The following is a 22,320-nucleotide window of genomic DNA, read 5'->3' as shown; positions in this document are numbered from 1 at the left end:
AGCTTCGCTCCCCATCCCCCCGCGTTCCGCCTCGACACCTGAGCCCAACCGGGCTAACCGCAGCGCATGGCCAAAGTCCGCCCCTTCCGCGCCTTCCGCCCCCCGCCCTCCTTGGCCCCTGAGGTTGCGAGCCCGCCGTACGACGTCATCTCCACGGCCGAGGCGCGCAAGCTCGCGGAAGGCAACGCGGCGAGCTTCCTGCACGTCTCCCGCCCCGAGATCGACCTCCCCGAGGGCACGGACGAGCACGACGACGCGGTCTACGCCATGGGCGCGCACAACCTGGCGAAGCTCATCGCTGAAGGCGCGCTCGCCGCGGACCCCGAGCCGCACCTCTACCTTTACGCGCAGACCATGGGCGACCACCGCCAGATCGGCGTCGTCGGCTGCGCGGCCGTCTCCGAGTACCTCGCCGAGACGATCAAGAAGCACGAGAAAACCCGGGCCGACAAGGAAGACGACCGCACGCGCCACATCGACGAGCTCGCCGCGCACGACGAGCCCGTCTTCCTCACGTACCGCAAGGACGGGGCGATCGACGCGCTCGTCCGGGCCTCCACCGAGGCGCCGCCGATCTACGACTTCACCACGAAGGACGGCGTTGGCCATCGCTTCTGGGTGCTCGGCCGCGACGCCACGCGCGCCCTCGAAGAGCGCTTCGAGGACGTGCCGTGCCTCTACGTGGCCGACGGCCACCACCGCAGCGCCGCCGCGGCCCGCGTGCACCAGACGTATCGCGGCGACGGCCGCGAACATGACGTCTTCCTCGCGGTCGTCTTCCCGCACGACCAGATGAAGATCCTGCCGTACAACCGCGTCGTGCGGGACCTCGAAGGCCGCTCGCCCGAGGCGATCCTCGAGCGCCTCGCGTCCGTGATGCAGGTCGAGCCGCGCCCCGACGGCCTCGCCGCGACCCCGCCCGAGCCGCGCACCTTCGGCGCTTACCTCGCCGGCAAGTGGTACCTCCTCCGTGCCCCGCAGGATCCCGCGCGCGACCAGGATCCGGTCGCCTCGCTCGACTGCTCGATCGCGCAGGACCTCCTCCTCGGCCCGATCTTCGGCGTGAAGGACCCTCGCCGGGACAAGCATGTCGACTTCGTGGGTGGCATCCGTGGGTACGGCGAGCTCGAACGGCGCGTCGACGCGGGGGCGTTCACGCTCGGCCTGCACCTCTACCCGACGCAGATCGAGCAGCTCTTCGCGGTGAGCGACGCGGGTCTGCTCATGCCGCCGAAGAGCACCTGGTTCGAGCCGAAGCTCCGGAGCGGCCTCTTCGTCCACACGTTCTGATGCGGATCTCGACGCGCCTGTCCGCTTGCCGAGCGGCCTTTTCCGTGGAAACGAGACGCTGAACTCGCCGATGCCCCTCACGCGCCGCCAAGCCCTCGCCTCCGGCCTCGCCCTCCTCACGCTCGGCGGCGGCGGTTACGTCTTCTGGGCGGCGTCTCGTTTCCCGCCGGACACCACGCCCGAAGGCGCCTACCTGCGGATCGCCTTCAACCTCGCGCAGGGCGACGCCCGCACCTGCTTCCATTACCTCGAAGACTCCGCGCAGCACGCCGCCTACAGCATCCGCGATTATCGCAAAAAGGCGAGCGAGCGCATCGCGCAGGCCTACCCCGAGGCCGAGCGCACGCGGCTGCTCGACGCGTACCGGACACACGCGACGGCCGAGGACGGGGCGGACGTATGGGTGGATCTCGCGACGAAAAAGGGATTCGTGACGCGGCTCCGGCGGGATCTCTCCGGCATGGCGAAGGTTGAAATCGTGGGCGAGCGGGCGACGGTGGAAACGGCGCGCGGGACGCGGTATGGGTTTCGGCGGCGCGAGAATGGGATCTGGGGGCTCACGTTGTTCACGGCGGATCTCGTGGCCGAGTCGGAGCGGGCGGCGCGGGATTGGGACATCGTCGAGCGCGCGGCGAAGGATTACGAGCGGGGGCGGTGAGCGGAGGGATTTCGATGGCAGACGACGACGATCTTCAGCAGAAACTCGACACGATTTCGATCTCCGAGATGCGGCGCCGTGTCGACCTCGTGGTGGCTTTTTTGCGCGAGCAACGCCACGCGCTCGCGGTCGAGGTGGGCATGACGCTGGAGAACGCCCCCGGCCCGAGGCCCGCGCTCGACCATGAACAGGGCCAGCGGCACCTGCAGGAGCTGATGGAGATGCTCCCGCTGCTCCGGAGGCGGCTCACGCCGGAGGAGCGCGCGCAGATGAAGCCGAGGAGCGAAGCGCGCACCGAGCAGATGAAGGAGGTCCTCGACGAGCTCGCCTCGCAGCCGGAGCTCTTCGATTCCCTCATGGAGGAGGGGGGACACGACGTCCGGCACGAGGACATCGTGCGGATGCGCGAGGACGTCGAGAAGATGGAGATGCTCAAGGACGTCGAGCGCGAAATGCGTCTCCTCGTGGAGGAGATGCACGCGTACCGGGAGCGGCTGGAAGCGAGCGTCGTGGAGATGATGAAGAAGGCGAGCGGACCGATCGGCCAGGGCTGAAGCTCCCCGTAGGCCACCCCACGGGCCTCTTGTCCGCCCGCGGTATCCCATGGTACCGTCCGCGCACACCATGGCCTTCAAGAACCTCCAGACCGAAGAAATGCTCCAGGTCTCCGCCACCTGGACCGACCCTCACTCCCCCGCCCGCGCGGCCATTCTCGGAAACCCCGATCTCTCCGCCAAGCTCTCCCGCATCGACGAGATCCATTCCATTCTCGGCGCCGCGGCGCAGCCCTCCAAGAATCCGCGGCTCGACGAGATCAGCGCCGAGGAGACCAGGATCGACGTCCGCCACGATGCGATCATCCGGGGTGCCTTCGGGTTCCTCACCTCCACCGCCGAACTCCTCGGCGATGAGATCGGAGCGGATCTCATCCAGCTCCGCGATATCCTCGTCCCCGACGGCCTCCCCAGCTTGCAAAAGACCTATCGCGCGCAGGCCGGCCAGGCGCAGCAGCTCGCCGATCGCCTCACGCCCGCGCTCAAGATGCGCACGAATGCCATTTTCATCGGCCAGGGGCCCGCGCAGAAATCCCTCACGGCGTACCTCGAAGAGTGGATTTTCCTCGGCAAGCAGCTCGGCGAGCGCGAGGACGAAAAAGGGCGCCTCCTCGCCGAGCAATCCGAGCTCGCCACCGGGTCGGCGCTCGTCAAGGCGCGCAATCGGTGGATCCGGGTCGTCAATGCCTTCGTCGCCGACGCCGAGCTCGCCGAGCTCGCGCCCGCCACCGAGGCGCTCGTCTTCGGGCCGCTCCGCGACGCGGAGAAGAAGGCCGACGCACGCGCGAGGAGCGCCCCCGCCGCCAAAGTCCCCGAAAAGGCCTAGTCGAACCACTTCAAAGCGCCGTCGACCCGGCGTTCGCGTGGTTCGAAACCGCCTCGAAGCGCCGCCGACCCGGCGTTCGCGTGGTTCGAAACCACTTCGAAGCGCCGCCGACCCGGCTCGCCGGTGGTTCGAACCACCTGGAACCGCCGCCGACCTGGCTCGCCGGTGGTTCGAGACCCCTTCGAACCCTCGACGACCCGCCTCGCGGGTGGTTCAGTCCCTCTCGCCCCACCATGACCGCCTACCGCGGCCGATTCGCCCCATCGCCCACCGGCGCCCTCCACCTCGGCAGCGCCGCCGCCGCCCTTTTTTGCGCCGCCGCCGCCATGCAAGCGCGCGGCACCCTCGTCCTCCGCATGGAAGACATCGACCGCCCGCGTGTCGTCCCCGGCGCGGCCGAGGCCCTGCTCGACGACCTCGCGTGGCTTGGCCTTCGCTGGGACGAATCTTCCGCGCAGGGCGGCCCCTTCGCGCCGTACGTGCAATCCGAGCGCCTCGCCCTCTACGAAGCCGCCATCGAGCAGCTCGCCGCGCGCGGGTTCGTCTACTACTGCGACTGCTCCCGCGCCGAGATCGCCCGCGTCGCCAGCGCGCCACACGCCGGCGAGGAAGGACCTCGTTACCCCGGCACGTGCAGGCCCTTCGGCATGCAGAAGCGTGACTTCCGCCGCCCGCCCGCTGTTCGCCTCGCCGTGCCCGACGACGACCGCGCGATCGTCACCGTCCACGACCGCGTGCTCGGCACGTACACCGAGCACGTCGGCCACGTGACCGGCGACTTCGTCCTCCGCCGCGGCGACGGCGTCTTCGCGTATCAGCTCGTCGTCGTCGTCGACGACCTCCACATGCAGATCACCGACGTCGTGCGCGGCGGCGACCTCGCGAGCTCCTCCGCGCGGCAGATCCTCCTCGCGAGGCTGCTCGGCGGAGCACCTCCCACGTTCGCGCACGTCCCCTTGCTCGTCGCCGACGACGGCAGCCGCCTCGCCAAGCGGGACAAGCTCATGCCGCTCCACGATCATCGCGCCGCGGGGCGCGACCCGCGCGCGCTCGTGCGCGCCATCGCCCGCGCGTACGGCCACGACGTCGGTGACGCCGATGCGCCGCTCGAAGCGCTCGCCGCGTCGCTCGACTGGTCTCGCTTGCCGCGCGAATCCGTGCGTGTGTCGGCGATCGTCGCGCGGTAAGATTCCCCGCCGATGCACCGCGAGAGCTCCGCCACGTCCGATGCGCTCATCGGAGCTGTCATCGACAAGCGCTTCCGCGTCATCCAGTACCTCGGCAGCGGAGGCGTGGGTCACGTCTACGTCGCCGAAGGGCTGCGCGGCGGGCGCAACGGTCCTCGCGTCACCGTGAAGGTGCTGCGCTCCGAGCACCAGTCGAACGAGATGCTGCGCGCGCGCTTCCATCGCGAGATCGCCTCCGCGTGCCGCGTCGCCGATCCACGCGTCCTCCAGATTCACGACTCCGGCACCTTGCCGAATGGCTTGCCGTACTTCGTGGCCGAGCACCTCGTCGGGCTCGACCTCGCCGACACGCTCTCCTACGCGCGCACGCTCACGCCCGTCCGCGCCACGCGCATCGCCGTCGATGCCGCCTTCGCCCTCGCCGCCGCGCACGCCTCGGGCGTCGTGCACCGCGACGTCAAACCCGAGAACATCTTCCTCGTGCACGCGCCGGACGGGCGCGAGCTCGTCAAGTTGCTCGACTTCGGCTCCGCATGGATCGACGGGGATCCGGGCGGCCCGGGGTTTGGGGCGCAGGGCGCCGAAGGCGACCCGATGCCCCAAGCGTTGAAGGACTCGTTTCGTCTCACGTCGCGACGCTCGGCCGTCGGCACGCCCGAGTACATGCCGGCGGAGCAGGCCGCGGGCGAGCTCGCGGAGCCGACCGCCGACATCTACGCGCTCGGCGTCGTGCTCTTCGAGATGCTCGCCGGCGCTCCGCCGTTCGTCGGCCCGCCCGCGGTGGTCGCCGAGAGGCACGCCGTCGAGCGCCCGCCGCCGCTCCGCATGGTGAACGCCGCGCTCGAAGCCTCGACCGCGCTCGAAGCCGTGGTCGTTCGTGCGCTCGAAAAGGACCCGGCCCGGCGTTACGGTTCCGCCGCCGCCATGGCCGAGGCCCTGCGCGACACCCCCGAGGGACGCTGTTTGCGGTGAGAGTGCTCACGATTCTGCGGTGGACATTTGCCCCCGGGGCCGTCCCCTGCTAGACGCCGTGAATCCTCTCGAAGGGCGGCCCTGGACGTGCAAATCGCTCGGACGAGCCGAGCAACACTCCCACGAGCCGCATGGAAGCCATGGGGCGAACGACCCCCTCTCCTCTGAATCCCCTCCCTGATTACGCCGAGGCCGACCTCGAGCCGAGTTACACCGTCGGCCCGGCGCCGCTCCCGCTGTGCGAGCCTGCGCGTCGATACGACGTCTCCTTCGACGAGGCGCGCATCGACCCGGACGTGCAGAAGGTGATCCGGCGCCTCACGCGTCACGGTCACGAGGCGTACCTCGTCGGCGGTTGCGTCCGCGACCTCCTGCTCGATCGGAGCCCCAAGGACTTCGACGTCGCGACGAGCGCGCGGCCCGAGGAGGTGCGCGAGCTCTTCCGCAACTCCCGCATCATCGGCCGACGCTTCCGCCTCGTGCACGTCCTCTTCCAGGGCGGCAAGGTCATCGAGGTCGCCACGTTCCGGCGCAACCCGAAGGACGACGGCGACGAGTCCGCCGAGCTGCTCATCCGCAGCGACAACGTCTTCGGCGTCGCGAGCGAGGACGCCATGCGGCGCGACTTCACGATGAACGCGCTGTTCTACGACATCGAGGCGCGCCAGATCCTCGACTGGGTGGGCGGCATGGCCGACGTCGAGCGCCGCGTGGTGCACACGATCGGCGACCCCGAGACGCGCTTCCGCGAAGACCCGGTGCGCATCCTGCGCGCGCTCAAGTTCGCAGGGAGGCTCGGCTTCGGGATCACGCCCGACGTCTACGACGCCATCGTCTTCTGCCGCGAGGCGCTCGCGCTCGCAGCGCGTCCGCGTCTGTCGGAGGAGATTCTGCGCCTGCTGCGCGGCGGTCAGGCGCGCCGGACGATCTACCTGGCCTGGGAGACGGGCGTGCTCGACGTGCTGCTGCCCGAGCTCTCCTCGCTGCTCTACGACGAGGAACGCGAGGACGGCCCGGGCATTCGGCAGTGGCGCTTGCTCGAGTACATCGATCAGCGCAGCGTGGAGGTGGGCGGGCTCGACGACACCGTCCTCTGGACCTTGCTCCTGCTCGAACCGCTCAAGGAGGCGTGCGACGGCGCGCGCGACCGGGGCGCCGCCGTGGCCGATTTCCTCGAACCGCTCATCGAGCGGCTCGCGCTCTCGCGCAGGTACGCCGACGGCATCCGCCGCATCATCGGCGTCATGCCGCGCCTCTCGACGGGCCGCGCCGGTCGTTTCGCCCGCACCGAGCTCTTCCAGGCGGCCCTGGAGGTCGCCTTCGCCGACCTGACGGCCCGCGGCGAGCCCACGGCCGCGCTCGAACGGTTTCGCGGCTCCGCGCCTTCGACATCGTCGCTGCCGCACCACCACCATCGCGAGCGGCCGCATCCGTCCCATCGCGGACGGCGATAGGCCCAGCACGCGGATCGCTCTGGTACGCTTCGCGCGTGTCCCGCACGACAGGAGGACCCGCGATGACCAGCTCGAACGACCTTCCCTCGCGCATCGATCGGCTCGAATCGCTGGAGGCGATCCGCACGCTCAAGGCGCAGTACGCCGTCTTCGCCGATCGTTGTCTCGTCGCGCCGAGCGTCGAGCACGCCCGCGCGCTCGCGGACCTGTTCACCGACGACGCCACCACCGACTACGGCTTCTTCGGCACGTTCTCCGGCAAGGAGGCCCTCTTCCACGCCTTCGCCGAGGTGCTGCCCGCGAGCGCGCGCTGGGCCGCCCACCACGTGATGAACCCCATCCTGTCAGTCGACGGCGACACCGCAGAGGGGACGTGGGCGTTCGTCGCGCACAGCGTCCCGCGCGAACCGAAGGACGCCGCGCGGCTCACGTATTTCGGCAGCTACGAGGAAAAGTACCGTCGCGTAGGAGGCGCCTGGAAGATCGCCTCGATCGTCGTCCACTTTTCCTCGCCCTGACGCGATCTCACGCGCATCGCGTGGAACTTCCGCGCCCGTCGTGGTTCACTAGCGGAACGTCATGCGCGTGGCTCCTCCTCCGCTCCCCGCCCGCTCGCGACTTCGACGCGCTCTGGCGCGTCTGCCCTTCGTGCCCTTCGTCCTCGCCGCGACGATCGCCCTCTCGGGCACGGTCGACGCGCAGCAGAGCTCGATCCTGCACGAGTTTCTCCCGCCCGATCCGCAGGAGAACCTCTCGTGGAGCACCACGACCATCGACGGCGACTTGCCCGCCGCGGTGCAGACGCCGAGCGGCATCGCCACCGCGCCCGACCCGCGACGGCCGCCTGACGCGCGGAACCTCTACGGCGGCTCCACGACCGACGACACCCCCGAGTCCACCTACGAGCCCGACCGGGACACGCGCCGCCCCAACGTCGAGAACTACGAAGATCCTTTCACGCCCTCCACCGCGCCGTTCAAGCGCCTGCGCGCCTTCGACGCCGTCCTCGACGACTACACCCTCGCCGTTCGCGACAAGACCCTCCGCCCCGTTCCCATCGGCGGCACGCTCGCGCCCGGCGAGGAGACCTTTTACGGCGACTTCTCCGTCGGCCTCATCCCCGAACAGCCCGTGCGCATCCCGAACGTCGGGCCTGGCTCGCGGCTGCTCCGGCTGAGCTCGAATCCCGAGACGCGCATCGAGGTTCTTCGCGACGGCGCCGACAACTGGTTCGTCCGTGGACACGATCGCAAGGAGGTGCGCCTCGTGGTCCAGCTCGGCATCCCGCGCGCCGCGTTCGGCAGCGCGTTCGCGGACGTAGGCTGGACCGAGCTCGATCGTCTCGTGCCGCCGCAGCCCACCACGCACCGCACGGCCTTCGCCCAGGTCGCCGACGCGATCGGCATCTCACGCGCGATGCGTCCGCGCGACGTGCTCGAAAAGATGGTCGGCTACTTCCGCTCGTTCGAGCCCTCCGACGATCCGCCGCGCGGGCGCGAGGACATCTACCTCGACCTCGCGCTCACGCGGAAAGGCGTCTGTCGGCATCGTTCGTTCGCGTTCCTCGTGACCGCCCTCAACATCGGCCTGCCCGCGCGCATGGTCGTCAACGAGGCGCACGCGTGGGTCGAGGCGTTCGACGGCAACATCTGGCATCGCATCGACCTCGGCGGCGCCGCGCTGAACATGGAGTCGCAGCAGGACGATCGGCCTGCGCACCAGCCGCCACCCGATCCCTACGCTTGGCCGGAGAGCCAGGACTCCGGACAGGAGATGGCCGACCGCGCACGGAACGACGCCGGCGGTCAGAGCGGGAACGCGCAGAATGGCGGGACGAACGGCGCCACGCCTTCGCCGAGCGCGACGACGTCGTCCAGCGCGGCCCCGCCCGAGCCCGCGCCGAGCGCCACGGAGCCCACGGATCCGAACGCGCCGCCCGCGGAGATCACGGTGGGCGAGGTCGGCCGGGACGTGCGTCGTGGCTTGCCGGTGATCCTGCGCGGCGAGGTGAAGAGCGGCGGCAGCGCCTGCCCGAACGTGCGCGTCGACGTGGTCCTGCGCAGCAGGAACGCGCCCGAGGGCATCGTCGTCGGCTCGCTCTCCACCGACGATCGCGGCACGTACAACGGGCCTGTCGTCATCCCGCGCGAGCTCTCGCTCGGCGAGTACGAGCTCGTGATGCGCACGCCGGGCGGCGCGCGTTGCGGGGCGGGGGAGACCAAGTGACCGAGCGAGGCGAGCCTTAGGTGTTCGTCGACGGCGCGCCTCGCCTGGCCGTCGGCGCGGCCGTGATCGATCGTGGTGAGAGCGAGCCGCGTATCTTGCTCGTCCGCCGCGCGCATCCTCCGATGGCCGGGACGTGGTCGCTACCGGGGGGACGTGTCGAGCCGGGCGAGCGGCTGGAGGTCGCGGTCGCTCGGGAGGTGATCGAGGAGTCGGGGCTCGTCGTACGCGTGGGTCCGCTCGTCGAGGTCGTCGAGGTCGTTGATCCCCCCTACCATTACGTGATCCTCGACTATGCGTGTCTCCGGACGGGCGGCGACCTACGGGCGGGGGATGACGCGAGCGAGGTGATTCTCGCGCGTGTGGACGATCTCGGCCGTCTCGGGGTGACGGAGGCCGTTCGGCGGGTCGTGACCCGGGCGCTCGTCTTGCAATGAGGTCGGATGGCGGGATCGTCCGCGCGCCATGCCAGAGGCCTGCGCAATGCCCGTGCAAGGGCCGCGCATCGGGAAGCGGTCCCTTTGTTTGGGACGGATGAATTGCATGTGAGGGACGTGGGAATCCGCGCGCCACGCCGAGGCCACGTGGCCCATCGATTGCACCCCTGACCTTCGTGCGCATCCTCGAAGTCGACCCCGGTCGCTGGCGCGTCGAATTCGACAGCGGCCTGGGCCTCGAAGTGGTCCTGTTGTTCAGCCGCACCGTGGCCTTCTGGCGATGGGGCGGCGAGCTCTTCGCGGAGGTAAATATCGGGGAGTCATGAAGGCGATTGGAAATGAAGAGGAGGCTTCGGAAGAGCCTGCCCGGTGTGGCAGGCTCTTCCTCTTTTCGGCGCCGGAGCCGGGCGTGGTAACCTCCTTGCCGCGAAGCCCATGACGAACGCGCGCCGAACCTTTCCAACCCTCGCGTGTGTTGCGACGCTCGCCGTGCTCTCCGCGGCTTGCGGGGCGCGTCGCGACGTGGGCCCGGGTCCGGCGGTCCCGGCAGCGCCTCCGCCGGTCTCCGCGGGCTCTCAGGCGCCGCCGCGGGTCTGGTCGGATCTCCGTTGCTTGCGCCTCGCGGACGGGCGCGTGGCGGTGGCGTCGATCTGGCGTGGGTCGGATCAAGTGATCCTGCGGTCGAACGGGGTGTCCGAGGCGCCGGTGGTCGATTTCTTGTGCCGCGACAACGACATCATGCTGCTCCTCCCGGATGGCCGCGTGGTGCATCGATATTTCGAGGCATCCGGCATTGGACCCGAAAAGCCGTACGACGATTTCACCGAGGGGAGAGTCGGGTTCGAGGTGAAAGGCGGGAAGCGGCTCGTCGAGGTCACCGGGCGAGCGTGGGCGCTCGTTTGTGTGGCGGGCGCCGGCGACATTCGTTGTCCGCGGGACCTGAAGGTGATTTACGGGGAGCTCGAGGCGTTCGGCGCCATCCGGAATTTGTATGCGCAGGGGAGGGCGGCGCTGCTCGAAGACGGCCGCTTCGTCCTCGGAGGTCCGCAAATGACGAACGACCCGGACAGGTCTCCGCTCTTGCTCGACCGGGTGGTCCGGGCGGAGGTCGCGGACCTCGGCTTCAACCATATCGTGGGCTGCCTCCTGCGCGACGACGCGAGCGTGTGGTGCTGGGGTCCGAACGAATTCGGCCAGCTCGGCGACGGCACGCGCGAACGTCACGACAAACCTGTGCGTGTGGTCGGATTGCCGCGCGTGGTGGACGTAGCCACGTCGGGCCAGCATGCCTGTGCGATCGACGAGCAGGGCGGCGTGTGGTGCTGGGGCCGTTCGGAGCAGGGAGAGACGGGCGAGGCGGGCCGGGAGGCGACGAAAAAGGAAGAGGGGCATCCGGTGCCGGTGAGGCTCGAGGAGATCGAAGGCGCCGTCGCCATCGAGGCAATGCCCGGGCGGACGTGGGCGGTGCGTCGGGACGGGGTGATCGTGATGTGGGGAATCGACGCGCAGGATGGCGAGCCGCGCATGCAGGCGTTTCCCGTGGAGAACGGGGCGGCCGCTTTTCCTAGTTCGCGCTGACGACCTCTTTCCGCACCGCCACCACCCAATCCCGCGCTTCCCATCCCCGCTCGTTGGCCATCACCACCGGCACCGGCCGATACAGCGCCGTCGCCGTCACCGTTGCGCCCGGACAACCCGCCGGCAGCACGAACGAATGCAGGCTCGTCACCGGCGTGAACGGCGGCAGCCTGCTATCGCTCGCCATGTCCACCGCACGGTAATGCGGGACGAACCGGTTTCCCTCCGCGTCCACGAGCACCCGCGCGAACGCCTGCCCCGGCGCCCCCGCGAGCGCCGCCGAGCCCGATCCGTCCATCACCTCCGCCGCGAGCCCATCCCCGAGGAACACCCGATCCCCGGGCATCACCTCCGCCACGCCCGCCGCCACGATTTGCCCGTTCGCCGCCGATACAACGTTCACCTCCGCGACCTGTACACGAATCGGTATTCCCTTGTCCGCCGGAGAAAGCGCAGGATCCGCGAAGACGCCGATGCCCGGGTAGTCCAGCCAATTCCCCGTCTCCCGCACCACCCGCAAGACCTGCCCCGGCTTCGCGCGGGCCGCGCCCTCCGGCCAGGACCAGGATGTCCCGACGACCGCCACGCCTTGCCCGATCCCCCCCTCCGCCCACGCGCCGCCGACGTCCGGCACCGTCGGCCCCGCGCTCGCCACGAGCACCTCGCCGCAGGCCTCGGCGCGAATCACGAGCACGAGGGATCGCATCGGCTCGCCCGTCGGCAAGGCGTGACCACATCCCTGGTTCGAGAGCGTCACCGAAACGTCGACCACGCCTCCCGCGGTTTTCGCCGTCATCCACATCCCGAGCGCCAGACCCAGGAGCCGCGGCGTCCCCGCGAGGGGCCCCCGAAAGGCGTGCGACCGAATCTGCTCCGGCGGCCGCACGAAGCCGAACGTGATGCCTCCATTTTTCGGGGTCGTCTTGTCCAGCGTGTTCCAGAGCCCCTCGTTCGGCGGCATGTGGCAATGCTGGCAAGGCGCGCCCGCCTCCGCCCACGGGCTCGCCGACCATTCCGCGAACGTCGAATGCACGGGCAGGCCGCCGGGGAAGCGCGCCGGATCGACGACCTGGCCCGGGAGGAGCGCCGGCTGCGCCTGCTCGTGGCAGCCCGCGCAGAACGTCGCCTCGGAGAATTTCGGTTGATAACTCCCACCCATGAACTCGTTCGGCACGTCCGGCAGCGGGCCGAACATCACCTGGCGGAGTTTGGCCAGGGGGTCACTGGAGACTTTTTCGCTCGGCCGCTGCAAAAGGAGCCGGCCTGCGGTTCCCGGCGGTTTCGTCAGGTCGATGTCCCGCACCTTGTGGCACGTGTCGCAATGGTTCCCGTTCTCGAACGCGATCCCGGTTGCCTCCAGCAGATCACGGCCGCCCGCCTTTCCGTCGAGCCCCGCCGCGTGGCAATCGGCGCACGCGCCGAACGCAGTCGGCTTTTCGGCCGCGGGCAAGGCCGGATCGTCGCAGGCGAGCGCGCCCTTCGCGCCGCAACCATTGAGGTCCGGCAAAACCCCGCCGCCGAGATAACAACGCGACGCCGTGCCCATCATCGTGCCCGGCACCCGCCCCGTCCGCCATTCCCCGCCCGCCGCCGCGCACGACGCCGCGTCCCCGTGCGCGCGCGACGTCCCCGCATAAAGGTCTTGCACGAGCGGATCCCGTGTCGCCTTCGCGTGCGCCGATTGCTGGAACTGCGCGACGAGCGTCGTGTGACAGTGCCCGCAAATGGCCGTCGTCGCGTCGAGGTTCTCGTCCCCGACGCCCGGCGTGCCGAATTTGTAGCCGTCGGCATTGTCCGGCGGCGCCGCTTCGTGCAGGACGAGCTCGATCGGCCCCTCGGGCAGCGCGTCGAATTCGATGCCGGCGCTCCGGTAGCCCACCTTCGCCGCGACCACCGTGGGCGCGCCCGGGATCGACGTGGAGAGCTCGATCGAAAACGCACCGTCGGGCCCCGTCACGAGCGCAGGCGCGCCGCCGCCTTGCATCACGATCGCGCCGGGCAGCGGCGACGCGCCGTCCGTCACCACGCCCGTCACGGGGAACACCTCGGGCAACGCGCCTCCCGCGCCCGTCGTCGGACCCACTGCCGCTGAAGACGACGACGACGACACGGACCCGGCCGCGCCTTGCCCGCCTGCGCCACCTACGCCCGCGGGTTCGGCTTCGCCGCAGCCGGAGAGCATCCTGGCGGCGGCCGTGACCACGATCGAGGCCGAGGCGAGACGCGCGTGTTTCCCGGGACGCCACATGCACCCGACGCTACCACCGCGCTCGCACGTTTGCGCGGGACGCTCCTTCGGGGGACGCTCGGGGCATGGACGAGCCCGCGCTCCTCTCCCGCATCGCCCGAGCTGCGTCGCTGCTCGTCGCCACCGACTTCGACGGAACGATCTCGGACATCGCCACGGATCCCGACAAAGCCCACGCTCGAAACGACGCGCTCGACGCGCTTTCCAGGCTCACGCGCGCGCCCGGCGTGCACGTCGCCGTCGTCTCGGGACGCACGATGGAGAGCCTGCACGAACGAACGGGCGCCCTCGCGTCGATCTACCGTGTCGCCGAACACGGCGCGTTCATCGAGGGCCCTGACGGAGGCACGATCGGGGGCACGCACCCCGGGCGCGCGGCCGGCCGCTCCGCTCTTTGGGACTTCGTCGAGGCGAACCATGCGCGTGTCCCCGGCATGCGCTTCGAGCGCAAGTCGGTCGGCGCCGCCGTGCACGTGCGCGAGGTCGAGCCTGCGATGCGCGAGGCCGCGGCAGAGGTGCTCGACGCGTTCCGCAAGGCCGCGGTCGCTGCGGGGTTCGAGATCATCGAGGGGCGACAAGTCGTCGAGGCGCGTGACCCCGGCGCCACGAAGCAGACGGCGCTCGCGCAGTTGCTCGCGCGCTTGCCGCCCCGCACGCTCGTCGTGTACGCGGGGGACGACACCACCGACGAGGGCGCGATTGCCCTCGCCCGGCAGCGCGATGGGGTAGGGATTTACGTGGCCTCGGCGGAGCGGCCGACGCCGAACGTCGGGGCGGACCTGGTGCTGCCCGGCCCACGGGCGTGGGCCGAGTTGCTCGCGCGGATCGCCGACGCTCGTGCTGCGATCACTGCCCGATCAGGGCCTTGATCTCCTCGGCGATCTTGTCCTCTTCGCCCTCGCCGTAGCCGGCGTGGATGTGGCGGATCGTGCCCGTCTTGTCGACGACGAACGCGGTCGGCATCTTGGGCGGGCTGTAGGCCTTCGCGGCGCTCTTGTCCTTGTCCCACACGACCGAGAACTTCACGCCCGTCGCCTTCACGAACTCCTCGAGCTTGGCCTTGTCCGTGTCCTCCTCGTCGACGCTCACCGCGATGACGCTGAGGTCGCCGCCGAACTGATCGACGAGCTCCTGGTACTTCGGGAACGACTTCTTGCAGGGGCCGCAGTACGTCGCCCAGAAGTCGATGATGGTCACCTTGCCGGCCGCTTCCTTCACGCTCTTCGGGCCCTCGCCGGTGACCGCCTCGGCGGTGAACTCGGGCGCCGGCTTCCCGACGAGGCCGCCCTCGGCGCCTCCGGTCTCTGCACCGCCGCCCGACGCGGCGCCGCCGCCGCACGCCGCGACGGTGAGCGAGAGGGCCGCGCCCATGACGAGCGCGCTGAGGGTGCGGACAATCGACGATCTCGAGCTCATTCAGGTCTCCTGGTTTTGCTAAGACGGCGCTCTTTGCGCTCGGAAACTGCGGCGTCGGGCCTCGATCGCGAGAGCACGACCGATCCTTCGAACCGCGCGCACGGCGCGAGCTTACCTCAGCCCAAACCCACCCAGTCGACTTTGTGACGAACCGAGGGCACCATGCGGGGCCATGACCGCGAGAACCTCGCCCAGGGCCCGGTCGCGCCGCACCTTCCGCGCCGCCCTCGCCCTGATCCCCGCCCTCGCGCTTGGCGCGTTTGCCGGCTGCCAGATCGGCGTGGGTGACCAGGCGTGCACCGAGCAGTCGATCGTCAACGACAAGGACGACGCCTGCCCCTACGGCCCGCCCGGAGGCCCCAAGGTCCGCGAGACCGGCTGCCCCGAGCTCACGATCCTCGACCCCTCGGCGTGCACCACGGCCCCGACCTGGGCCGAGGTCTACTCGATCCTCACGGGCCCCTCGGCGGGCTGCACGATCGGCGGTTGTCACGGCGCGGCCCCGGGCGCGCGCGGCATCTTCCTCTCGGCCGACAGCTCCGACGCGTTTTACGACGAGCTCAAGGGGTACTCGGGCGCGCAAGGGTATCCCTACATCAACGAGGAAGACCCTTCGCGGTCGTGGATCCTCTGCAACCTGCAAGGCACGCCGGGCGGCGGCGCGCCGATGCCGCCCCCGAGCGGCCTGTCCGACACCGACTACGCCATCATCGAGCAGTGGGCGCTTTGCGGCCTGCGGCGGACGGGCGGCGGCGGGGACGCGGGGCCGTAAGGAACACGCGGCGCTGGAAGAATCTTGACGCGGGGTGAGAAAAACCCCGTTATACAAGAGAAAACCGGAGCTTCCCGCGATGCTGAACGAAGACACCTCTGCCTCGCTCGTCGTGCGCGCCGGTCGCGCGCTCCTCGTGGTCCTCGTGCTCGGCGGAGGCTTGCTCGCGAGCACCGGCTGCGCGCCCGTCGCGCCGTACGAGCGCGGCAAGCTCGCGCACCCGACGATGACGGCCGCTGACATGTCCGGCTTCGGCGAGTCGCACCTGCGCGCCATCACCGAGGGCGCGGTCGGCGGCAGCGGCGGCACCGGCAGCGGTTGCGGCTGCAACTGATTTCCTCCTCCGAGCCGAAGGTCGCCATCTTGTCGGATCCTTTTTCCCGGGGACGGGTTTATCTTGGCCGCCGCGTGATCCGCCGCCTCGCACAAGCCCTCCTCGCCCCGCTCGTCGCCGCTGCGCTCACGCTGGCCCCCGCGCCTGCGAGCGCCGCGCCCAACGACGAGGAGGTCGAGGTCCTCGTCCAGACGGTGCTCGAAGCGAGCTACAAGGAAGGCAAGTACCAGGAGGCGCTCGACACGCTGAACCTGGCGAAACAAGCGTGCGCCAAGAAGAGCGCGTGCAGCTCGAAGGTCCGCGCGAAGCTCTACGTCGCGCTCGGCACCGTGCTCGCCGGCGGCATGAAGAAGTCGAGCGAAGCGAAGGCCGCGTTCGCCACGGCGATCAAGGAAGATCCGACCATCGCGCTCTTCCCCGACTTCACCTCGCGCGAGATCGAGAAGGCGTGGAGCGAGGCGCGCAGCGCCGGTTCGCCGAGCGGCGGCAACCCGGAGACGAAAGAGGCGAAGGCCGCGTCGGGCGGCTCGAAGAAGCTCAAGGCCACGTACGAGGGGCAGCCCCCGGCGCGTGGCTGGCGCACGGGCGAGGGCTCGTTCTACTATGAACTCGCGACCAAGGCCGAGAAGGAGCGCGAGTGGCTCGACTGCATTGCGTACGGGCGCGCGTCGTACGAGGCCGAGGATCGCACCTCGACGCTTTTCCTCGTCGCCGCGTGCGAGGCGCGCGCCGGCCTCTGGGTCGAGGCCGTCTCCGACTACGAGGCGACCGCCGAGGCCGCGTCGCGCAAGAACATCCGTCAGATGGCCGCGCAGGCGCGCAGCCGCGCCGATGAGCTCCGCGCCAAGATCCCGAAGATCATCGTCCAGAAGCCGGCGAACGCGACCGACCTCAAGGTTCGCGTGAACGGCGTCGAGCTCGCAGAGGATCAGCTCGGCGCCGAGATCCCCGTAAACCCCGGCGAGCGCACGATCATCGCGACGGGCAAGGTGAACGGCGCCGAGCAGTCCTTCGAGCAGAGCGTGAACGTCGGCGAGGGCGAGACGGCGACGGTCGAGGTCAAGCTCGTGCCGAAGGGCAAGGCGATCGACCGCGCGCTCGTCCAGTGCATGCAGAACGCGCAGACGCAGGACCAGTTCGACGAGTGCATCGCGAAGAACCGCAAGCTGCCGTTGAACCTCAAGTTCGGCCTGGAGTTCTCGGCGTACCACGACTCCGACAAGGTCGACGTCGTCAGCCCGACGGTCTTCTTCAACGTCGAGAACCCCACGAGCGGCTGGGGGTTTGGTGGCTCGTTCCTCGTCGACGTCGTCACGGCCGCGTCGACCGACATCGTGGCCACGGCCTCGCCGCGCTGGACCGAGCAGCGGTACGTGCCCGCGCTCGGCGGCCACAAGAAGTTCGGCGACGTCGACGTGAACCTTCACACCGCGATGTCGATCGAGCCCGACTACCTGGCGACGAGCGTCGGCACCACGGTCGCGATCGACCTGCGCCAGAAGACGGTCACGCCGAGCCTGAGCTACGACTTCTCGTACGACATCGCGGGCCGATCGGGCACGAGCTACGAGGTCTTCTCGCGGCGCATCCAGCGCCACGCGCTCGACCTCTCCTCGTCGTTCGTGCTCGACAAGAACTCCATCCTGACCACGAACTTCAGCGCGGTGATCGAGGCGGGCGACAGCTCCAAGCCCTACCGCTACATCCCGACGTTCGCGCCGGACATCGCCCCGCGCGTCTTGCCGGGACAGTCGCTCGCGACGGTAAATTTTTACCGGAACCCCGAGCGCATCCTCGAACAGCTCCCGCTGAGCCGCCAGCGCTTCGCGTTCGCCGCCCGCTACGCGCGCCGCTTCTCCGCGAGCACGTTGCGCGCCGAGGAGCGGCTCTACGCGGATAGCTGGGGCCTCAAGGCCACGACGACGGACCTCCGGTACCTCTACGACATCAGCCAGAACGTGCGCATCTGGCCGCATTTCCGGTTCCACGCGCAGACGGGCGCGGCCTTCTGGCAACTCGCGTACGTGTCCGAACGGACGCCCACGGGCCTGCAAGTGCCTGCGCTGCGCACCGGCGACCGCGAGCTCGGCCCGCTGATCGGCGTGACCGGCGGACTCGGCACGCGCATCGCGTTTGGCGAGGCCAAGAACTGGGGCCTCATCGTGAGCGGCGACGTGATTTACACGCGCTTCTTGAACACGCTCTTCATCCTGCAGCGCTTCGGCTACTTCGGCGCGCTCACGCTGGAGGTCGACGTCGAATGATGACGGCCAAGACCGCCCTCGCCTCGTCGCTCGTTGTGCTTGGCATGCTCGTCGGCTGCGGCAACCGCGCCGTCGACGAGCGTATCGCCGCGCTCGGCGAAGAGGATCCGAATGTCCCCGTGGGCGAGTTTCATCGCCCTGGACAGCCCTGCGTGCTCTGCCACGGCGAGTACCTACGGGAGAACCCGGTCATGAGCGTCGGCGGGACGATCTATGCGTATCCGACGCAGACGCCCGAGCAGAAGCCGCTTCCCGTCAAGGGCGTGAAGGTCAAGCTGACCGATTCGTTCGGCGAGCAATACGAGGTCGGCACGAACTGCGCGGGCAACTTCTTCATCGAAACGGACAAGTGGGACCCGGCCTTTCCGCTGCGCGCCGAGATCGAGTACCCCGTGCCTGGGGCCCTGGAGAGCACGAAACGTGTGGTCATGTCGACGCGCATCAGCCGCGACGGATCCTGCGCGGGGTGCCACGTGGGCAATCCGAACCAGGGTTCGCCCGGGTGGGTGACGTGCGCCGCCGCCGAGACGAATCCTCCGTTCCCGCCGCAAGACCCCGCCTGCCCGGGAGCTGCGAAATGAACACACGACGCAAGGCGAGCCTCTTTTGCTCCAGCGTGGCGCGCTTCGCCGTCGCGGGCTGCGGCGTCATTCTCGTCGCCGCTGGTTGCGGCGTCATTCTCGTCGCCGCTGGTTGCGGCGACCTGGGCCCTGCCGTGAATGAAATCGTGGCCCCGCCCTTCGACCCGACCTCGTTCCGCGCGGTCTCTGCGGTCCTCGAGCGCCGTTGCGGCACGCTCGATTGCCACGGCCACGCCGCGCGGCCGCTGCGGCTGTATGGCCAGTACGGGCTGCGCCGGTACGAGGAGCGAACCTCGCCGAACGTCGAGAACTACGACGAATACTATTCCGGCGGGAAAGAGCCCACGACGATCGCCGAGCTGGAGGACAACTACCGCTCGATTCTGGCGCTCGAACCGGAGCTCGCAGCGAAGGTATTCGCGAAGACCGCGGACCCCGAGGTGCTGTCGATCGTGCGAAAGGCGCGATTGCGCGAGAAACACAAGGGCGGGCTCTTGTGGAACAAGGGCGACCCCGGGGACGTGTGCATGACCAATTGGCTGACGGGGAATACCGATACGACGCAGTGTGAGGTCGAGCTCGGGCATCCTTAGCGGCCCGTGGCCCCGAGGCCACGGGTGAGATATCGCTGCTTGCCACGTTCGTGTTGCGCCAGTCGCGCAATTTGCACAAGTAGCGCAATGCGCGAACCGTGCATTTGAGGCCATGGCGGGGCCGTGTGCCGATGGACGTCCTCCCCAAATTCGACGTCCCCGTGGTTGGTATGGTACCTGCCGTCGCTTCCACGTCCCGGGATGGCGCCGTCGTCACCTCGTGGATTTGTTTGGGAGGTTCAGCATGCTTCGTCGATTCGCCACTTTGATGAAACCGTTGGCCGCGCTCGTGCTCTTCTGCGCTGCCCCGGCTGCATGTCTCATGAGGAGCCCCGACCCGCAGGAGAGTGTCGAGGAGGACACCGACCAGGCGAGCAGCGAGCTGCTGCTGCCAGCGGGCAGCCCGTGTTCGTCGAACTGTCAATGCGAGCTGGGCACGGCCTGCAAGGCGAATGAATCCGGTCAAAAGGTATGCTCGAAGATCAATAATGTCAGTCCGCCCCCGCCGAGCCCCTTTTGCGTAGCCTCATGCCAGTGTACGGGTTCCAAGAGCTGTGTCTTCTTTTCCGAGAGAGACTATGGCTCCTGCGAGGCGCCGACGGAGCCTTGCAGTAGCAATTGTGATTGCGGCGTCTCCAGGATTTGTTCCAACGGAGTCTGCGGCACTGCCTTCAAGCCCTACCCGCAGTGCGTTTGCGACAAGCATTGTCCCACCGGGAAGTCCTGCATCAGCGGCGCCTGTAAGTAGCTGCGCCAGCGCGGTTCCCATCGCGAGACATCGTGGCGGCGATCTCGCCGTTCAGTTCATTCCCGTCTCGATCTCCGTATTTTCTCGACTCCGCGCAATGCGGCTCCTCTGACCCTCCTTCAGCCCCACGCGTGATCTCGTAGGGACGGCTGACGACCCGGTCTGGCTGCATTACGTTCCTCCGCAAAGGATACGTTCCACGAGGAGGGGCTCATGACGCGTACTCTATTGGCGGGTCTTCTCGCGTTCGCAAGCGTGCTCGGTGTCGTTGGGTCTGTCTCGCCCTCGGCGCAGGCCGATGCTCGGCAGCAGGCCCAGGCGCAACGCGCGCCGCGAGCCGGGGTGACGTTTCACGCGAACATCGACGCGCTCACCCGGCAGAATGAAGCCTATCGTCGCGTGCTCTTCACGGCGAAGCGGATGCAGGTGGTGGCCATGAGCATCCCGCCGGGTGGTGAAGTCGGGCAGGAGCAGCACAAGCGGGTCGAGCAGGTCCTGGTCCTGGTCGAGGGAGAAGGAAAAGTCGTCCTCAATGGCGTCGCGTCGCCGTTCCGACCTGGTGACGTGGTGCTCGTGACGCCCGGCGTCCGCCACAACTTCATCAATACGGGCAAGACGCCGCTCAAGCTGTATACGCTCTACGCGCCCCCGAACCACATCCCCGGGCGGGTCCAGCAGACGAAGGCCGACGCCGAGGCGGACCTTGCGGACGAGGCGTTCGGGCAGCAAGTCCGGTGAAGGGTGTCAAAGACCGCCCAATCGAAATCGTGTTTCCCGTCGAAGTCGGTGATCGACGTGAAGCGGCCCACCCGGCTGCGCGAAACTCGCGCGCCCGCCGTGAGAGCCGTCGCTCGCTGCCGTTCCTGAGGGAGTGCCGCCGAGGCCGTCGTTCAAGAAGGGCGGCCATGAAGCCATACAGAGAATCCCTATCGGCAGAGGCTGTCGAGGCCATGCGCACGTCAATCGCAAAACTTGGCAACAAGTCCCGCACCCGTGCTCCGAAAATTTCGAGGATGAGGCTGCCTTCGCCCTTGACGATGCAATCGATGGCTCGATGAATCGAATGCACCCGTGGATTCGCGAGATGAATCACGCGGTTCAAAGGAGGCACCACATGTCCACGCACAAGAATATTTTTCAGCTCAAAGAGGTCTCGGCCAAGGTGAACGCTGCGGCAGAAACGCAGAAGCCCCTCGACTGGGAAGACTGTAAGTGCAAGTGCAAGTGCAAGTCGTTCAGCGATTGAACGATCTCTAGCATAGAGTCGTGGGGGAGCGGCTGCGCCCTGGGCCTGTCGCACAATGGATTGCGCGATGCCATGAGAACGCAGCCGTTCGCCCCTCCTCCGAAATGGAAGAGGTGGCTCGTGAGCCTCAGCGAAATGCAGCGTTACCTCGTCCGCCTGTACACGGACGATTGTTTTCGGATGTTATCCCATATAGCTCCAGAAAAGACGCTTCACATGTACGCGCTTTCGCCTGAAGAGGGTCGGGCTGTTACGGAGATCGACCGCGACATGCTCGAAACGTTCGCGGCCTCTTTGAAGGGAAAGCGACTCGAGCGGATCCAGGAAAACTACCCGCTCACAGGCCGCCTCGTCCCCGCCGCAATGGATCGCTATACCGATCGATTCTACCAGCTTTTCCCGGCGAGACCTCATGCTTCCACGCAGGAGTACCTCGGGAGCTTTGGCACGTTTCTGGAAGAGACGCTTCGGGGGGATGAGGATGTCCCGACATACGCCGCGGAGCTCGCCCGTTATGAGCGCCTCTTTTGCGCAGCCGGATTCCCGCCGACGCGAACGGACGACGACGTAGAGGGCGCCGGGGCGCCCGCCGGTGGCATTTCAATAGACGCCTGCCCCGTCGTGAAGAGCGGCGTTTGTTTTGGTGGATTCGAATACAACATCACGGACATCGTATCCTCGCTGCGTCACGATGAGCTCCCCTGCCGCATCGAAAAGGCCCCAGTTTGGATCGTATTTCAACATCTGGCAGGGCTTTCGCCTCCGCGCGTATTCGAGGTAAACCAGGCTCTTGGGAGCCTGCTCGACCTGTGTGATGGCGTGCGGACCGTGCGGGGTATCGTTGCTGAGCTCGAACATCAGCTTGCTATTGAAGGCCTCATGGAGGATCTGATTCAGGCGCTGGGACACATGGCGTCGATAGGAATTCTCAGGAGCTAA

The 22,320-nt window shown here is 68.4% G+C and carries 23 protein-coding genes; 21 read left to right on the top strand and 2 right to left on the bottom strand.

Annotated features, from left to right (window positions below):
• Window positions 1-66: 66 nt before the first annotated feature.
• The 12 genes from POL67_RS48265 (at window position 67) to POL67_RS48210 (ending at window position 11,179) form a co-directional block, all read left to right on the top strand.
• On the top strand, window positions 67-1,290 hold the full coding sequence (locus POL67_RS48265; protein WP_271928801.1) for a DUF1015 domain-containing protein: 1,224 nt from the start codon (window positions 67-69) through the stop codon (window positions 1,288-1,290).
• Window positions 1,291-1,360: 70 nt separating this feature from the next.
• Window positions 1,361-1,948, top strand: a complete 588-nt coding sequence (locus POL67_RS48260; protein ID WP_271928799.1) for a hypothetical protein — start codon at window positions 1,361-1,363, stop codon at window positions 1,946-1,948.
• A gap of 14 nt (window positions 1,949-1,962) precedes the next feature.
• On the top strand, window positions 1,963-2,502 hold the full coding sequence (locus POL67_RS48255; RefSeq protein ID WP_271928796.1) for a hypothetical protein: 540 nt from the start codon (window positions 1,963-1,965) through the stop codon (window positions 2,500-2,502).
• Window positions 2,503-2,572: 70 nt separating this feature from the next.
• Window positions 2,573-3,328: a hypothetical protein gene (locus POL67_RS48250; protein ID WP_271928794.1), complete on the top strand. Its 756-nt coding sequence runs from the start codon at window positions 2,573-2,575 to the stop codon at window positions 3,326-3,328.
• Between the two features lie 233 nt (window positions 3,329-3,561).
• The gene (gene gluQRS / locus POL67_RS48245) at window positions 3,562-4,515 is read left to right on the top strand and encodes a tRNA glutamyl-Q(34) synthetase GluQRS (RefSeq protein ID WP_271928793.1); all 954 of its coding nucleotides are present in this window, start codon (window positions 3,562-3,564) and stop codon (window positions 4,513-4,515) included.
• 12 nt (window positions 4,516-4,527) lie between these two features.
• Window positions 4,528-5,487 carry a serine/threonine-protein kinase gene (locus POL67_RS48240; protein WP_271928791.1) on the top strand — a complete coding sequence of 320 codons (960 nt, stop codon included), beginning with the start codon at window positions 4,528-4,530 and terminating at the stop codon, window positions 5,485-5,487.
• A 140-nt stretch (window positions 5,488-5,627) separates the two neighbouring features.
• Entirely contained in the window at window positions 5,628-6,941 is a 1,314-nt protein-coding gene (gene pcnB, locus POL67_RS48235; RefSeq protein ID WP_271928790.1) for a polynucleotide adenylyltransferase PcnB, read from the top strand.
• A 62-nt stretch (window positions 6,942-7,003) separates the two neighbouring features.
• Window positions 7,004-7,459, top strand: a complete 456-nt coding sequence (locus tag POL67_RS48230; protein ID WP_271928788.1) for a nuclear transport factor 2 family protein — start codon at window positions 7,004-7,006, stop codon at window positions 7,457-7,459.
• Between the two features lie 130 nt (window positions 7,460-7,589).
• Window positions 7,590-9,167: a transglutaminase domain-containing protein gene (locus tag POL67_RS48225; RefSeq protein WP_271928785.1), complete on the top strand. Its 1,578-nt coding sequence runs from the start codon at window positions 7,590-7,592 to the stop codon at window positions 9,165-9,167.
• Window positions 9,168-9,187: 20 nt separating this feature from the next.
• Window positions 9,188-9,601 carry an NUDIX hydrolase gene (locus tag POL67_RS48220; protein ID WP_271928783.1) on the top strand — a complete coding sequence of 138 codons (414 nt, stop codon included), beginning with the start codon at window positions 9,188-9,190 and terminating at the stop codon, window positions 9,599-9,601.
• A 176-nt stretch (window positions 9,602-9,777) separates the two neighbouring features.
• Window positions 9,778-9,927, top strand: a complete 150-nt coding sequence (locus POL67_RS48215) for a hypothetical protein (RefSeq protein WP_153823572.1) — start codon at window positions 9,778-9,780, stop codon at window positions 9,925-9,927.
• A gap of 109 nt (window positions 9,928-10,036) precedes the next feature.
• A complete protein-coding gene (locus POL67_RS48210; RefSeq protein ID WP_271928779.1) occupies window positions 10,037-11,179 on the top strand; it encodes an RCC1 domain-containing protein in 1,143 nt (380 codons plus the stop codon).
• On the opposite strand, the gene POL67_RS48205 is transcribed toward POL67_RS48210, so the two are convergent.
• On the bottom strand, window positions 11,166-13,427 hold the full coding sequence (locus POL67_RS48205) for a carboxypeptidase-like regulatory domain-containing protein (protein ID WP_271928775.1): 2,262 nt from the start codon (window positions 13,425-13,427) through the stop codon (window positions 11,166-11,168). The genes POL67_RS48210 and POL67_RS48205 overlap by 14 nt on opposite strands.
• 65 nt (window positions 13,428-13,492) lie before the next feature.
• Here POL67_RS48205 and otsB point away from each other — a divergent pair, with 65 nt between their 5' ends.
• Window positions 13,493-14,296 (top strand): trehalose-phosphatase, encoded by an 804-nt coding sequence (otsB, locus tag POL67_RS48200; RefSeq protein ID WP_271928774.1) that lies wholly within the window; start codon window positions 13,493-13,495, stop codon window positions 14,294-14,296.
• On the opposite strand, the gene POL67_RS48195 is transcribed toward otsB, so the two are convergent.
• The gene (locus POL67_RS48195; protein ID WP_271928773.1) at window positions 14,274-14,843 is read right to left on the bottom strand and encodes a TlpA family protein disulfide reductase; all 570 of its coding nucleotides are present in this window, start codon (window positions 14,841-14,843) and stop codon (window positions 14,274-14,276) included. The two genes, otsB and POL67_RS48195, sit on opposite strands and share 23 nt — an antisense overlap.
• A gap of 172 nt (window positions 14,844-15,015) precedes the next feature.
• Here POL67_RS48195 and POL67_RS48190 point away from each other — a divergent pair, with 172 nt between their 5' ends.
• The 8 genes from POL67_RS48190 (at window position 15,016) to POL67_RS48155 (ending at window position 22,320) form a co-directional block, all read left to right on the top strand.
• Window positions 15,016-15,615 (top strand): hypothetical protein, encoded by a 600-nt coding sequence (locus tag POL67_RS48190; RefSeq protein WP_271928771.1) that lies wholly within the window; start codon window positions 15,016-15,018, stop codon window positions 15,613-15,615.
• A 79-nt stretch (window positions 15,616-15,694) separates the two neighbouring features.
• Window positions 15,695-15,949: a DUF4266 domain-containing protein gene (locus tag POL67_RS48185; RefSeq protein WP_271928769.1), complete on the top strand. Its 255-nt coding sequence runs from the start codon at window positions 15,695-15,697 to the stop codon at window positions 15,947-15,949.
• 74 nt (window positions 15,950-16,023) lie between these two features.
• The gene (locus POL67_RS54005; RefSeq protein WP_271928767.1) at window positions 16,024-18,213 is read left to right on the top strand and encodes a DUF3570 domain-containing protein; all 2,190 of its coding nucleotides are present in this window, start codon (window positions 16,024-16,026) and stop codon (window positions 18,211-18,213) included.
• A complete protein-coding gene (locus POL67_RS48175) occupies window positions 18,210-18,794 on the top strand; it encodes a hypothetical protein (protein WP_271928765.1) in 585 nt (194 codons plus the stop codon). Before POL67_RS54005 ends, POL67_RS48175 begins: the two co-directional genes overlap by 4 nt.
• Window positions 18,791-19,387: a hypothetical protein gene (locus POL67_RS48170; RefSeq protein ID WP_271928762.1), complete on the top strand. Its 597-nt coding sequence runs from the start codon at window positions 18,791-18,793 to the stop codon at window positions 19,385-19,387. Before POL67_RS48175 ends, POL67_RS48170 begins: the two co-directional genes overlap by 4 nt.
• Before the next feature lie 961 nt (window positions 19,388-20,348).
• A complete protein-coding gene (locus POL67_RS48165; RefSeq protein WP_271928760.1) occupies window positions 20,349-20,873 on the top strand; it encodes a cupin domain-containing protein in 525 nt (174 codons plus the stop codon).
• 376 nt (window positions 20,874-21,249) lie between these two features.
• The gene (locus POL67_RS48160) at window positions 21,250-21,381 is read left to right on the top strand and encodes a hypothetical protein (protein WP_271928758.1); all 132 of its coding nucleotides are present in this window, start codon (window positions 21,250-21,252) and stop codon (window positions 21,379-21,381) included.
• A gap of 120 nt (window positions 21,382-21,501) precedes the next feature.
• A complete protein-coding gene (locus POL67_RS48155; RefSeq protein ID WP_271928756.1) occupies window positions 21,502-22,320 on the top strand; it encodes a hypothetical protein in 819 nt (272 codons plus the stop codon).

The sequence above is a fragment of the Polyangium mundeleinium genome (assembly GCF_028369105.1).
Taxonomy (GTDB): domain Bacteria; phylum Myxococcota_A; class Polyangia; order Polyangiales; family Polyangiaceae; genus Polyangium; species Polyangium mundeleinium.
Note: the sequence above shows the minus strand (reverse complement) of the source record. Positions and strands in the feature narration are given on the sequence as shown.

Bases quoted from the DNA above. Each gene is read 5' to 3' on its own strand.
- POL67_RS48190 (WP_271928771.1), top strand. From the start codon at position 15,016: ATGACCGCGAGAACCTCGCCCAGGGCCCGGTCGCGCCGCACCTTCCGC.
- POL67_RS48255 (WP_271928796.1), top strand. From the start codon at position 1,963: ATGGCAGACGACGACGATCTTCAGCAGAAACTCGACACGATTTCGATC.
- POL67_RS48230 (WP_271928788.1), top strand. From the start codon at position 7,004: ATGACCAGCTCGAACGACCTTCCCTCGCGCATCGATCGGCTCGAATCG.
- POL67_RS48260 (WP_271928799.1), top strand. From the start codon at position 1,361: ATGCCCCTCACGCGCCGCCAAGCCCTCGCCTCCGGCCTCGCCCTCCTC.
- gluQRS (WP_271928793.1), top strand. From the start codon at position 3,562: ATGACCGCCTACCGCGGCCGATTCGCCCCATCGCCCACCGGCGCCCTC.
- POL67_RS48240 (WP_271928791.1), top strand. From the start codon at position 4,528: ATGCACCGCGAGAGCTCCGCCACGTCCGATGCGCTCATCGGAGCTGTC.
- pcnB (WP_271928790.1), top strand. From the start codon at position 5,628: ATGGGGCGAACGACCCCCTCTCCTCTGAATCCCCTCCCTGATTACGCC.
- POL67_RS48160 (WP_271928758.1), top strand. From the start codon at position 21,250: ATGTCCACGCACAAGAATATTTTTCAGCTCAAAGAGGTCTCGGCCAAG.
- POL67_RS48265 (WP_271928801.1), top strand. From the start codon at position 67: ATGGCCAAAGTCCGCCCCTTCCGCGCCTTCCGCCCCCCGCCCTCCTTG.
- POL67_RS48170 (WP_271928762.1), top strand. From the start codon at position 18,791: ATGAACACACGACGCAAGGCGAGCCTCTTTTGCTCCAGCGTGGCGCGC.
- POL67_RS48205 (WP_271928775.1), bottom strand. From the start codon at position 13,427: ATGTGGCGTCCCGGGAAACACGCGCGTCTCGCCTCGGCCTCGATCGTG.
- POL67_RS48195 (WP_271928773.1), bottom strand. From the start codon at position 14,843: ATGAGCTCGAGATCGTCGATTGTCCGCACCCTCAGCGCGCTCGTCATG.
- POL67_RS48175 (WP_271928765.1), top strand. From the start codon at position 18,210: ATGATGACGGCCAAGACCGCCCTCGCCTCGTCGCTCGTTGTGCTTGGC.
- POL67_RS48210 (WP_271928779.1), top strand. From the start codon at position 10,037: ATGACGAACGCGCGCCGAACCTTTCCAACCCTCGCGTGTGTTGCGACG.
- POL67_RS48165 (WP_271928760.1), top strand. From the start codon at position 20,349: ATGACGCGTACTCTATTGGCGGGTCTTCTCGCGTTCGCAAGCGTGCTC.
- POL67_RS48250 (WP_271928794.1), top strand. From the start codon at position 2,573: ATGGCCTTCAAGAACCTCCAGACCGAAGAAATGCTCCAGGTCTCCGCC.
- otsB (WP_271928774.1), top strand. From the start codon at position 13,493: ATGGACGAGCCCGCGCTCCTCTCCCGCATCGCCCGAGCTGCGTCGCTG.
- POL67_RS48185 (WP_271928769.1), top strand. From the start codon at position 15,695: ATGCTGAACGAAGACACCTCTGCCTCGCTCGTCGTGCGCGCCGGTCGC.